This window comes from Algoriphagus formosus, assembly GCF_002807035.1.
In the GTDB taxonomy this organism is placed as follows: domain Bacteria; phylum Bacteroidota; class Bacteroidia; order Cytophagales; family Cyclobacteriaceae; genus Algoriphagus; species Algoriphagus formosus.
In genome coordinates, this window is sequence record NZ_NIUC01000004.1 from 37829 (window position 1) to 51004 (window position 13176).

The following is a 13176-nucleotide window of genomic DNA, read 5'->3' on the forward strand; positions in this document are numbered from 1 at the left end:
GGGGAGGCTGTCTTAAAAGTGTGATGTTCCGTCATTACAATCCTGATCTTATCGGATTTAGATGAGGGAAGTCTTTTGAGACAGTCTCTTTTTAATTCAAAATATTCCAGACGGCGATGAAGTGACTGACTGTCCCTCCCAAAACAAATACATGCCAAATCGCATGAAAAAACAGTCGATCACTTTTTACATAGAAAAATACCCCAATCGTATAACTTAAGCCTCCTGCTCCGATCCAGAAAAGCGTTTCCATTGAAAGTTTTTCCAGTAGATCATTGAAAAAAAAGACCGCTAACCATCCCATAGTCAGGTAAAGAATGACTGATAAGGTCTTGAACCTTCCGGTGAAAAATATTTTGAAGAAGGTGCCTACCAATACCGTCCCCCAAATGATGGAAAGGAAAATGATCGCTTTGTCAGTGGTCAAAATAGCCAAAACCATGGGGGTGTAGGAACCTGCGATCAAAAAGTAAATCGATACATGATCGAGTATTTGAAGCCTACTCTTTTTAATAGGGTTCTTTGCAGCATGATAAGCTGTAGAAAAGGCATAGACCATTAGAATTCCTAGGCTAAAAGCTATTGCTCCTATGGTGAACTTGATATCCTGAGTCTCTAGTGATTTTTTGACCAAGAAAGGAATTCCAACTAGGCCTAAAAGCAAGCCAAGCCCATGAGAAAAGGTATTCGCCAATTCCTCTGATGGACTTTGTTGACGTTTGACACGGGGGGTAGTGTTTTTATTGGTCACGGTTGGCTGGTTTTTCCAATAGGCATATTGTTTCGGCTCCATTCACTCCAGGAGCCTACATATAGCGAAGGAATTTCCAAACCTGCATAATCCATGGCAAGGAGAGTATGGCAAGCTGATACTCCCGATCCACAGTGTACAATGACTTGATCATTATTTTCAAGCAATGGCGAATATTTCTGGTGCAAAGCGTCTTTGGAAAGAAAACGCCCCTTTTCATCCATATTTTCTGTCAAAGGAATATTAATAGCACCAGGAATATGACCTGCTATCAAATCGATGGGCTCGTGCTCTCCTCGATATCTTTCTGCTGAACGAACGTCGATCACTGTGAAGTCTGGATTTCCAGCTTTTTGAGCTACCTCATCCAAAGAGGCAATTGGAAGGGTCCATTCAGATGCTGGATAGGAATCGACTGGATTATTGGAAGATTTTCCTTTTTCCACAGGGAAGTTTTCAGCAATTGCTGCTTGAATTCCCCCTTCCAGAACTTGAATCTTGTTATGCCCTAGAGCTCTTAGCATCCACCAAAATCTAGCTGCTGAATTTGCTCCATTTTGATCATCATAAACTACTACATGGGAATCCGGATCAATTCCCAATTTTCCCAAAACCTTACAAAACTCCTTCACCTCTGGAAGCGGATGACGACCTCCTTCAGCCAGGTTTTCTTTGATATCCGCTAATTCCAAATTGGGATCTACAAAGTGTGCTCCTTTCAAATGGCCTTCTTCAAAAACTTTCTTTGGGTTGGCGCTATTTCTAGCATCAACCAATACGAAGTTTGGATTGGTGAAAAGGGATGCTAGCTCGGAAGGGGAAAGGATAGGAGACATGGACTTTTTCTTTTTTTGTAAAGCTAAAAATACCCTTAATGAAAATAAAAAATCCCATCTTTTTAGATGGGATTTTGATCGGAATTAAAACTCATTATTTGATTTGATTCTGGAACTGCTCCATTTTCTGGTCTACTTGCGTATCTACAGGGAAGGTAATTTTGATTGCTTCCCAAGCCATAGAAACCAAAGCAGTTTTGTTGTCATTGGCAGAGATTGTGTAGACCAAACGCTCGGTATTTCCACCTCTTTCGGTGGTAGCTTTGAAAGAGACCAGGTCATCCTTAGCCAAAGCTTCCTCATCGATTTTTCCGTCTTTCATGTAATTGTAGATCCACACACCCTTGCTGTTGATATGTACAGTCCAATCTCCAGTCTCGGCAGGGGTCATAAAGATGGAGTACTTTCCAGCTCGAACGTTTTTACCGGCAATTGAAACATCAGTGCTAAATTCGATGGTAGTCTGAAGATTAGCTCCTGCTCTCCAGGTCACACCATATTTTTCAATTTCTCCAAAAATCTGTCTTCCACGCACAGCAGGTGAGGAGTAATCAATACTGATTTTAGTAAACCCAACTACCTGAGATACGGTCGCTGCAGGGCTCAAGGCTGGAGTTTGTAATTGGGCTAGAGCGGAAAAGGCGAATGCAAAAGCCAAAAAAGCTGTAAGAGTAAAGAGTTTGATGTGTTTCATTTTATTTGGGATTATGGGTTTTTTGATTTTGAAATAAACCCAAATGTAATCGAGAAGTTCGAATTGAGATAAAAAAAGAAGCCGGACCTCGCGGCCCGGCTTCTTTGCTGATCAATTAAATCAATTTGGGTTGAATGTAATACCCGCAATGATGAAGGTTCCTAGATCTGAATTTTGAGGCTTACTCAAAATATAGATAGGTTGTTTTTCAGCACCTGAGTTTTTATTCATTGGAATTGTAGCCTGTCCATACATGACTGGCATATTCGGGTCTTTCACCACTGGTCCTTGAGTGTAAGTTCCTGATCCGATGAGTTCTCCAGTAGGACTTCCGTGCCGGATCTCAAAGTCCACAGGTGTGGTAATCGGTTCTTGGGAAGCCACAGTGAAGGTAACTGATCCGATGCCATTCATATCTAGTGCAGGAAGTGCAAAATGACCCGCCTCAGATGGTACAGTCAACAGGTTTCTTCCTCCAAAGGCCATCGCTGCATAGCCATTAAGGTCGCTTGCGAGACCAGGATCCACAGAATTTGAGATCAAGTATAAGGAATTACTTCCTGTCATTGGCTTAACATCGGTGCCTCCGGCATCTGTATATGAGGCATTGATCATCAATGCACCCATTGGAGAAGGTGCCTTACCCATGGTTGGATCAAGTGTTCCAGTTGCAGGTAAGCTTGGCTTTTGTTCTCCTTTGAGTGAGAAGATGTATGCAAGCAGGGCGTTCAAATCTGATTCTTTTAGATCTGGATTAGCAGGCATTACGGTTTCACCCCAGACGCCTCCGCCTCCGTTTTTAATCTTATCCATCAAGTAACCACGATCTCGGGTTCTATATTTAGCAGCTACTGCTGTGTAGGCAGGACCAATAGACTTTTCATTTTCTTTATGACAAGTCTTACAAGTGAGTGATTGCACAAGGGCTTTTCCTGTCATTGCTTCACTCATCACCTTGTGACCCATATCTGCTTCAGCCTGATCAAATCCTTCTATGTAATCCGCAGCAACATACAGCTGGCTCATATCATCGGTAGCATGATCTTCATCCGTCACACTGACTTGGTATGCAACTCGCTTGCCTGGGAAATAGAATGATTGATTCCCTTGAACAGTAATGCTTACTTCAGGAGCGCTGTTACCAGCATATACAATTGCCTTTGGACTTTCACCTGCCAAACCGGAAGGATCCGAAGCACTTACTGTTACTTCATACTCACCAATTTGATCAAAGGTAGTCGTCAGATTAGGCTCTGTCGTAGTTTCTGTTTTTCCATTGCCCAAATTCCAAGTGTAGGAGATTGGGTCACCCTCTGGATCAGTTGCTTTCGCAGAGAAAGTAACTGTAAGCGGTAAAACTCCAGAATTCTTATCAGAGCTGACCTCTGTGACAATTGGAGCTCGGTTTCCTCCATTGAAATCAATTCTAGCAAGTCCGGAGTCTGCATTTTTACTGAACCATCCCGTACCATATTCCAAAATGTACATTTTTCCATCAGGACCCATTTCCATATCGATTAGGGAGTTGAATTTGGTTCCTGGCATGAATGGCTCCATTTTGGAGAAGTCACCGTTTTCTTCCATGGTGACAACTTTCACCCAGCCTCGAATCCAATCATAGATGAAGAGTTTTCCATCAAAGTAATCCGGGAATCTTGTATCGGCCGGGTATAAATCCGAGTAAAAAACTGGGCCAGCCATGGCATTTCTTCCTCCCGTACCTACTTGAGGGAAATCAGGGGATTTGTCATATGGATACCAAATAAAGGCTGGTTGGGCAGCAGGCAATTCAGTAATTCCTGTATTGTGAGGAGAGTTATTTACAGGCTTGGCAGCATCGAAAGCTGCACCGCTTTGCCCTGATTCGTAATTGAATTCACTGTAGGCGTAATTATTTCCGACAAAGTATGGCCATCCAAAATTACCTGCTTTTCTAGCTTGGTTGACTTCATCATAGCCTTTAGGACCTTTGATTCCCATGGAGTCAGCACGTGCATCCGGACCTACTTCACCCCAATATAGGAATCCATTTTTCTGATCGACTGAAATTCGATAAGGGTTTCTGTTTCCCTGTACATAGATTTCAGGTCTAGTTCCTTCTGTTCCAGGAGCGTAAAGGTTTCCTTCAGGAATGGTATAGCTTCCATCTTCGGCTACTTTGATTCGAAGAATCTTACCTCTAAGGTCATTGGCATTTCCTGAACTTCTTCTGGCATCCCATTGCTTTCTGCCATCTCTAGCATCCAAAGGAGCATAACCGTTTAGCGTGTAGCGAGAATCATTTTGATTAAATGGTGTAGAATTATCTCCCAATGAAAGGAAAAGGTTTCCATCCTTATCAAAGGCAATGGAACCACCTGTATGACAACAGATATATCGATCTGATGGCACGTCCAAAATGACTGTTTCGGAATCCATATCCCAAACGCCATCTTTGAATACGAAGCGTGAAAGCCTATTGATTTCTTCGTCTCCAGCAGGAGAGTAGTATACAAATACGAAGTTATTAGAGGCATAATTTGGATCTTTTTGGATACCCATCAATCCCTCTTCAGCATTGACTCCACGTACGCCACTTTGCCAATAAACATCCAATTTGGCGACTTCCTGAAGGCTTTGCTCTGCCTCATTCCAGAATAAGATTTCCCCTCTTCGCTGAGAAATCAAAATATCCAGATTAGGTAAAACCGTCAATTCAGTTGGTTCGGTAAATTCACCAACAGCAAGCATGGTTTTAGAAAAGCGGTTTTCCTCAGGAGTACGCTTTTGGGAAGCCTGAGAATAATCAAGGGCCATATTTTCACCAATGGCATATTGAATGCCGGCAAGGAGATGCTTCAAGAAATTTTCCTCTTGGAAAGACTCTTTGGTATGTCCTCCTCCGGTGTAGAATGCTCTTCCGCCATCGAATTCATGATACCAAGCGATGGGGTGATCGCCCATATCCAAGCCACCCTGATAGGATGATTCGTCAAGCATTAGCAGTTTTTTCGTGTCAGGATTGACCTTTTTGTAGGAATACCACTCATCTGTACGCTCCCAAGACTCAGGCAAAAAGTCCACAGATGGATGTTTTTCAGCAGTTTTTGTAATGACACCCGGTTGAACATTAGGATGTGGATCATTGATACCCGGATGGTCAGCAAAATAGCCTCCCACCAATTTATTGTACCAACCCCACTCATACTCGGTGTCTGCTGCTGCGTGGATACCCACATAGCCACCTCCGGACTGAATGTATCGCTCAAAATCAGCTTCCTGATAATGATTCAATACATCGCCGGTAGTACTCAGCCAGATGACCGCAGCGTATTTTTCAAGGTTCTCTTCATTGATGTCTTCTGCATTATCGGTAGCATCTACCTCAAATCCGTTCTCAGCTCCCAGTTTTTGAATAGCTGCGACCCCGTCAGGGATAGACTCATGATAGAATCCGGCAGTCTTGTGGAAGACCAGTACTTTTGGCGCACCCTCTCGCTTTCTGGAGCAAGAGCTAAAGAGAATTCCGCCGACCACTATTAGGGTGAATAGGGTCAATAGGTTTCTTAGGTTTTTGTTAAAATTCATGTAATCGTAATTTTTTGTCAAAATAGACAATTTTGAAAATTGAAGAGCTAAATAACTGAAATTCGGTGGATTTCGGTGATGGAATGCTCTATTTTTTCAAAATGATACAATAATTTTTCTTCCAGTTTAAAATTCATCCAAGTCCGATGGAGAGGTCCGATTTTTACAAGGATAAAAATGGGTAAGTAGAAAATTGAAAAAGGAGGGGAAATGATTAATCAAGTCCCAAAATGATATGGGCTCCGGAAGAGATTTCTACCGATATAAAAGTGGCTTGTCGATTAAAGCTAGCCAGATAATCATTCCCTATTCTATCTTGAAATTTTTTTATTTGGCTCTTCCTAATCAAATTGATGGTACAGCCACCAAATCCTCCTCCCATCATTCTAGCCCCTAAAACCCCAGGAGATTCCCAAGCTTTTTCTGCCAAGAAATCCAGTTCTGGACAGGAAACCTCATAGTCTCTGCTAAGGCTTCGATGAGACTCATTCATTAGCTTTCCAAATGCTTTCAAATCACCTGAGCTTAGGTGTTGGGCTGCTGACTGTACTCTTTCGCATTCGGTGATCACATGTTTGGCCTTTATGAATAGAGAAAAGGGGAGCAGTTTCTCGACCTCATTTAGATTTTCATTTTTCAAGTCCCTCAAAGTTTGAATATCAGGGAAATGCGCTTGGAGTAATTGAACGCTTTCTTCACAAGCAGCTCTCCGCTGATTGTAAGCCGAGTCTGCAAGAGCGTGCTTCACATTGCTATTGACCAGAAGTAGGGAGTATTCACCGAGATCAATTGGGATTTCCTGATGCTGATTGCTTCTGCAGTCCAATAGGAGGGCACGGTCTTTTTTTCCAAAGGCCGAAGCGTAAGGATCCATAATCCCGCAATTGACCCCTGCAAATTGATGTTCTGAGTTTTGAGCGTATTTTGAAATGGAAAGTGGACTGAGCTTTAACCCGAAAAGTTGAGAAAGGGCAGTTCCAATTGAGACGGATAAAGCTGCGGAAGAAGATAGACCTGCTCCTAGGGGTATATTTCCCCCAATCACCATATCAAAACCTTCAAAGGGATAACCTGCTTGTTTCACCTGAGCTAAAAACCCCATCACATAAGTGCTCCAATGCCCTATTTTAGGTGAAAAGCTTTTCCAGTCAAAAGTGAACTCCTCTCCAAAATCCATGGAGTACAAGCGACAAAATGGAAGTTCATTTTTCTGAACTCCTGTCCAAATTCCAAATTGAACAGCTGCTGGGAATACAAAGCCTTCTTGATAGTCGGTATGCTCTCCGATGAGGTTGATTCGGCCCGGGGCAAAAGCAATGATTGGATTTCCTCCGAAATATTGATGGAAGAGAGCCTTTAATTCTGAGGTCAAATCAAATTGATTTTTGGGAAGACTTTCTTGGAACAAGTGTCGTGTCCAAAACGATGGAAATTGGATCATCAGAGGCCAAACCGTCCAACTGATCCAAAAGGTGACTGACAGCGAGCTTACCCATCTCGTATCCAGGTTGGGAAACAGTGGTAAGGGGTGGCTCCACAACAGCCGAGGTAGGATTATTAGTGAAACCTGCCAATGCAATCTGCTCCGGAACTTTCAAGCCAATGCTTTTCCAGTAGGTGAGTACGTCCACCGCTACTGGATCTATCATGCAAAAAACAGCGTCTGGCAAGGGATTCATTTCAGCTATTTCTTTGGCGATCTGGATATTACCGCTTTCCGTCAGATCCGATACTTTGATGAAGTCAGGATTTTCTTCCATCCCGTACTCTTTAAGTGCTTTGAGGTATCCTTCTTTTCGTTTTTTGGAGATGTATAGATCCTCAGGACCTGAAACATACACAATGGAGCGACAACCTGTCTCTAGCAAATGGTTGCTTACTTGATAAGCTCCTCCGGCATCATTGAATGTTACTTTTGAAACAGGGATATCCTCTTGCACTCTATCAAATAGTACAAATGGGATTTCACGGTTATAAAGCTCAAAAAGATGCTCGTAATGGTTGGTTTCGCGGCTAAGTGAAATCAATAAGGCGTCCACCTGTGAGGCTACCAAGGTTTTGATGTTGGCAATTTCCTGATCAATGGATTCATTGGATTGACAAATCATCACATTATACCCTCTTGAATTGGCGTGGTCTTGAATACCGCTAATACAGGATGCAAAAAAATGAGAAGTAATCTCTGGTACGATGACTCCCAGGGTTTTTGTACGGCTGATTCGAAGACTTTGCGCCAATAAATTGGGCTGGTAATTCATCTCCTTAGCCATTTCCACGATTTTCCGCTTGGTCTCTTCATGCAGCTCAGGGGAGTCCTTCAGTGCCCTTGAAACAGTAGATACAGACACCCCCAATTTCTTGGCGATTTCTTTCATCGTGACCTGATGCCCTTTTTTCATTTGTTTATAATTTGTCTTTAAGCAGTCTCATAGCCTGTCCCGAACTTGTTTCGGGAGAATCTCGCAATTATAATCATCCCTCTGTGTGTCGCTTGCGTCTTGCCTGTCTGCTTCAGGCAGGCTCGATTTCCTATTCAAATGATTTTAGGAAATCGATTTTTTCAGCAAATTAATTAGAATACTCAATTCCCTTGTGGAATGTTTGAATTTCGGCAATTCAAATCCTTTTGCATTAGCAATATTGCAAAGATTTAGCAGAAAACTACTATTCTTGGAAAACAGTGAATAAAACCGTCTCACCCACGGCTTGGAGTGGTTTTTTATCGATCAAGTCTAGGTTATCCTGATGGGTGTGATGATAGTGCCCAAACCCATACTGCGGAGAAAACTCAATAATGTCGATCATAGGAATCTGTGCATATTGATTGACAAAAAGGTGATCATCCAAGATTTCCGGAGAGTCTTGATTGATGAAAAATGCCGAGTGTCCCAATTTAGAAGCATGATCCCATACTTTTTTGAGAATGCCGGAAGCATATCTTCTGGAGTAGCCTTCTCGGTAGAATCGAGCTCCTTTTGCACCTACCAAATCCACCAAAATACCGTAGTAAGCTGAGTAGTTTGGAGTATGCTTATTTTGTGACCAATGCTGGGAACCCAAACACCACCAAACCTGCGAATTGTCTCTTACACGAGCTGTTTCTGGCTCTCCATCATCCTCTCCGTCAAATAGGATGATGTCTATGCCAACATCCGGTTTGAGGTCACCGGAACCAATTACTCGGGCTATTTCCATCAAAATACCCACACCCGAACCTCCGTCGTTTGCGCCATCGATAGGTTCATCGATCCGCTCGGTGTCTTTATCGGCAATTCTCCGCGTATCCCAATGAGCTGCGAGAAGAATTCGTTTGGTAGCCTGAGGATTATAGGATGCAATAATATTGCTGAGGTCCCAAGTAAGTCCATCATAGGTTTTTGCCTGAAAGTCCTGCGTCTGAACTGACCAATTCCAAGACTCAAGTCGATCGATGATCCAAGCTTTGGTATTGACATGTCCTGTGGTACCAGGTACTCGGGGTCCAAAACTCACCTGCTTTTCAATAAAGGCATAAGCCGAATCAGCACTAAAGGTAGGGTAGGGCTTGACTACCACCTCGGGAACTTGGGTTTCGGTAGTTTTTTCAGATGAACAAGCCCAGACAAAGGCCAATAAAAGCAAAATCCAGAATCTATTCTTCATATGCCCAGTCTATCTTGTCTTTCATATCTTTGACTACAAATCCCATCGATTTTAATCCAGCACGAATTTCATCTACTTTTTGGTAATCTCTTGCTGTTTTAGCCTCTCCATAGAGCTTCAAAAGAAGATCAAGCATAGGTTCCTGTACTTCACTTTTTTCTTCCATAAGACCGAGAATGTCCACAACGAATGTCATGAAAGTGTCCTTGAGTTTTTGGAAAACTGCTTCTCCTAGAGCTGCTGCTTTCAACTGACCCGTGAAGATGGAATTAATCTTTTTCAGTAGGTTGAATAAATGACCGATGGCTTGAGCTGTGTTGAAGTCATCATCCATGGCTCTGTAGGCATTTGCAATACTGGATTCGATCTGCTGGATTTGCTTTTCGTCCAATTCCACTCCGCTTTCTGGCTGGAATTCAAGTATTCTGGCAATTCGAAGTCCATTGATCAGCTTTTTGTAGCCTTTTTGAGCTGCTTTTAGTGCCTCATTGGAAAAGTCCAAAGTGGATCGATAATGCGCTGTCAGCATGAAATAGCGAATAGTCATTGGGCTGTAAGCTTGCTCGAGCAAGTCATGACTTCCGCTGAAAAGCTCTTGCAGCGTGATGAAATTACCCAAGGATTTCCCCATCTTCTGCCCGTTGATGGTAATCATATTATTGTGCATCCAGTAGCGGGCAGGGTCCTGATGATTGCAGGCATTTCCCTGAGCGATTTCGCACTCATGATGCGGAAACATCAGGTCCATCCCCCCACCGTGAATATCAAACTGATTGCCCAGATATTTGGAGCTCATCGCGGTACATTCCAGGTGCCAGCCTGGAAAACCGATTCCCCAAGGTGACTCCCATTTCATCAAGTGCTCGGGTGCTGCATTTTTCCAAAGTGCAAAATCTACGGCATTCCGCTTTTCCCCCTGACCGTCCAAGTCCCGGCTTCCACTCATCAGTTCCTCTAAGACACGGCCAGAAAGCTTCCCGTATTTATAGGATTGGTTGTATTTGAGCACATCAAAATAGACCGATCCATTGACCTCGTATGCCAAACCTTCTTTAAGAATGGCTTCTACTAAGGCTATTTGCTCGGGAATATGTCCGGTTGCCCGAGGCTCAATGCTCGGCTTCCAGGTATTCAAGGCAGCCATATCCCGATGGTAGGTGTCCGTATACTGCTGAGCTACCTCCATGGGCTCGAGCTGCTCCAGTTTGGCTTTTTTAGCGATTTTATCCTCGCCTTCATCAGCATCACCCGTCAAGTGACCTACGTCGGTAATATTGCGAACGTAGCGCACACGATAACCTAAATGAGTCAAATAGCGATTGACCGTATCAAAGGTGACTGCAGGCCGGGCATGTCCCAAATGGGCATCTCCGTAGACGGTTGGACCGCAGACATACATGCCTACAAATGGTGGGTTGATGGCTTGAAATTCTTCTTTTTCCCTGCTAAGGGTATTGTAAAGTTTGAGTTGATGCGACTTCATAAGTCTTCAAAAGTACGAATTACGAATGATGAAACACGATGAGTAGGTAGTCTGGTTTCAATGAAAGCGCAAAATAGCTGAAAAATGGGGGAGATTGAAGTTAGAAGGGAAATTACCAACAGAATCTTAGCATGTTTTAATAAAGGGTTTTAAAAATATATTTCTTTATAGCCCTGATTTCTTCAATAGTTCAAGAAGCTTTTCTTTTGGGAGGTTGTCAAATTCACTTTTATCAAAAATGTGGATTAGGTAGACTTCTTGATCTTTGTCTACGAAAAAATAGATTATTCTAGCACCTCCTGATTTCCCTTTATTTTTACTTTTTATTGAAATCCGAATCTTAAAAAGATTTGATCCTAATGGTATTCCTATCCTATAGTCTATTTCCAATTCTTTGACTAACTCCAATAAATCTTCTTTCAAGGACGGGTATTTTTTGAATAACCGTTTGAAGTATTTTTTAAAGTTTGGCGTAAGGATTACCTCATAATTCATTCAAAAAATCGTTAGCTTTTTCTTTTTTAAGTTTACCCTCTTGTATTTTCTTTACTTGACCTAAACTAGATTCTAATTCATTAAAAAATTCAAGAACCTCTTCTTTGTCAATGACTTCAAATTCAATTCCTTCTTTGGTAAGAAAATCCTCAATGGATTTAATTTGCTTTCTAGTTTTAGTGTATGCCTTTATCCTTATAGCTTCCATGAATTCTCTATTTTTTCCAATTTAAAAATAAAATCGGGGAATTTTGAATACTTAATTTGTGCTTTTCTAGATTCAGAGAATTATAAAAAACCTCCGATCCCCGTTGAATCAGTTGTCAATAAATACCAAATTCTAAATCTTTTAAAAATTACGACTGATTTTTTTAGAGAAGCTAAAAGCCCAAAGCCTTATTCATGATACTGGTAAATGGTAGAAAAGTATTCTTGAAAGTCATATTCAGGATACCTTTCCAATTCCTTTGTTAACCTACCTTGGCTATCATAGGTATATTCGAACATTGGCCTCAATTCTCCAGCTGGAGATGTTGGGATGGATTTGGCAATTAATTTTCCATCCTTATTATAGACATAGTGCCAATTCCGAATAGGAGAATTTGGCTGAGTGAAAACCATCCAAACCTGACGTTGAATACGACCCTGCTCGTCATAATAGAATCGATAACCTTCTTGTAATGAAATCTGGGGACCGAAAGTGATTTTTTCCACTTGACCCTGATCGTTATACTCATACTTGAAATAAATGGTACTTCCCCGATCCTGCTGAATTAGTCTTTTTGATCCATCATACTGGTAGGTAAATACTTCTCCAAAAACGTATTTTTCACCGTCAAATGGAAATACCTCTTTTTTAATCAATTGATCATTTTCATAAGTATAGAGTACAAGACTCGAAGTATCCAAGCTTGAGTTTCTCAGGTAGACATCAAAAAGTTCTCTTCCAGAAGCGTCATAATACTTATCATGTGTTGAAAGAAGTGAGTTCAACTGGTATTTTTTAATTCGAGTTGCTTTGTCATCAAAATTTACAGCCAATCTTTGAAGTTGGGCAACTGAAATCGCGGGAAGAGTTTCTAAAAATTCTTCTTGGCCATCTTCCCCGGTGATTGAGCAAGAGCAAAGCAAAAAAAAGATTAGAAGAATGGCCTGTAATGGTTTCATTTTAATTCGTGAATATCAAATTTGTAAATAAAGCTTCTAAAATCTTGATTATCCGTTTAGGCAAACATCAATTTACCTTTTGGCTTTGGGATTGTCCTTCCCATTTCTTTTGCTGTTTCAATCCATTCTTGAATTACAATTTCAACATTTTGAAGAGCTTCTGAATAACTAGCTCCATCGGCAGCACAACCAGCAAGTTCTGGAACCTCAGCAATGAATGCTTCGTCAGCCTCGCTCCAGTAAATGATAATTTCGTAACGTGGATCAGTCTTCACCTTTTTTTATGCTTAATTGATATTTCAATATAATTAATCTTACTTGTTTTACCTGATAAGGTTTAGCCTTACCATTTTTTTCTTGAAGATTTAGAATCTCTTCCACACCTTCTTTGCTAAATATGTAGTGACTGCCTTTTATTCTTTCCGAAAAACCAAAGATCAAAATCAACTTCCTTAATTCTGCAAAGGTGATGTTAGTATCTGAGCTTCCTGAGAGGATTTTGGCTATAAGTTTTTCATACTTACCCATAGCCTAAATTAAT

The 13176-nt window shown here is 41.6% G+C and carries 13 protein-coding genes; all 13 read right to left on the minus strand.

The window, feature by feature from the left end; all coding sequences use genetic code 11:
- Positions 1-91: 91 nt before the first annotated feature.
- The 13 genes from trhA to CDH51_RS17810 all read right to left on the minus strand — a co-directional run bounded on the left by trhA (position 92) and on the right by CDH51_RS17810 (position 13163).
- Positions 92-751, minus strand: coding sequence for a PAQR family membrane homeostasis protein TrhA (trhA, locus tag CDH51_RS17750; protein WP_198514344.1), 660 nt, complete (start codon positions 749-751; stop codon positions 92-94).
- On the minus strand, positions 748-1587 hold the full coding sequence (locus CDH51_RS17755; protein ID WP_100629895.1) for a sulfurtransferase: 840 nt from the start codon (positions 1585-1587) through the stop codon (positions 748-750). Before CDH51_RS17755 ends, trhA begins: the two co-directional genes overlap by 4 nt.
- A gap of 94 nt (positions 1588-1681) precedes the next feature.
- Positions 1682-2281: a DUF2911 domain-containing protein gene (locus CDH51_RS17760; RefSeq protein WP_026947388.1), complete on the minus strand. Its 600-nt coding sequence runs from the start codon at positions 2279-2281 to the stop codon at positions 1682-1684.
- Positions 2282-2401: 120 nt separating this feature from the next.
- Complete coding sequence (locus CDH51_RS17765; RefSeq protein WP_100629896.1) at positions 2402-5848, minus strand: ThuA domain-containing protein; 3447 nt, start codon at positions 5846-5848, stop codon at positions 2402-2404.
- 214 nt (positions 5849-6062) lie between these two features.
- Positions 6063-7220 (minus strand): galactokinase, encoded by a 1158-nt coding sequence (locus tag CDH51_RS17770; RefSeq protein ID WP_232724853.1) that lies wholly within the window; start codon positions 7218-7220, stop codon positions 6063-6065.
- A gap of 1 nt (position 7221) precedes the next feature.
- Positions 7222-8247 (minus strand): LacI family DNA-binding transcriptional regulator, encoded by a 1026-nt coding sequence (locus CDH51_RS17775; protein WP_100629898.1) that lies wholly within the window; start codon positions 8245-8247, stop codon positions 7222-7224.
- Positions 8248-8512: 265 nt separating this feature from the next.
- The gene (locus CDH51_RS17780) at positions 8513-9490 is read right to left on the minus strand and encodes a M28 family peptidase (RefSeq protein WP_100629899.1); all 978 of its coding nucleotides are present in this window, start codon (positions 9488-9490) and stop codon (positions 8513-8515) included.
- On the minus strand, positions 9480-10973 hold the full coding sequence (cysS, locus tag CDH51_RS17785) for a cysteine--tRNA ligase (protein ID WP_100629900.1): 1494 nt from the start codon (positions 10971-10973) through the stop codon (positions 9480-9482). The genes CDH51_RS17780 and cysS overlap by 11 nt, the downstream gene beginning before the upstream one ends.
- A gap of 165 nt (positions 10974-11138) precedes the next feature.
- Positions 11139-11468: a type II toxin-antitoxin system RelE/ParE family toxin gene (locus CDH51_RS17790; protein ID WP_100629901.1), complete on the minus strand. Its 330-nt coding sequence runs from the start codon at positions 11466-11468 to the stop codon at positions 11139-11141.
- Positions 11458-11676 (minus strand): hypothetical protein, encoded by a 219-nt coding sequence (locus CDH51_RS17795; RefSeq protein WP_100629902.1) that lies wholly within the window; start codon positions 11674-11676, stop codon positions 11458-11460. Before CDH51_RS17795 ends, CDH51_RS17790 begins: the two co-directional genes overlap by 11 nt.
- Before the next feature lie 188 nt (positions 11677-11864).
- A complete protein-coding gene (locus CDH51_RS17800; protein ID WP_100629903.1) occupies positions 11865-12635 on the minus strand; it encodes an RHS repeat protein in 771 nt (256 codons plus the stop codon).
- A gap of 56 nt (positions 12636-12691) precedes the next feature.
- The gene (locus CDH51_RS17805) at positions 12692-12910 is read right to left on the minus strand and encodes a type II toxin-antitoxin system HicB family antitoxin (RefSeq protein ID WP_100629904.1); all 219 of its coding nucleotides are present in this window, start codon (positions 12908-12910) and stop codon (positions 12692-12694) included.
- Positions 12900-13163 (minus strand): type II toxin-antitoxin system HicA family toxin, encoded by a 264-nt coding sequence (locus tag CDH51_RS17810; protein ID WP_100629905.1) that lies wholly within the window; start codon positions 13161-13163, stop codon positions 12900-12902. The genes CDH51_RS17805 and CDH51_RS17810 overlap by 11 nt, the downstream gene beginning before the upstream one ends.
- Positions 13164-13176: the final 13 nt, after the last annotated feature.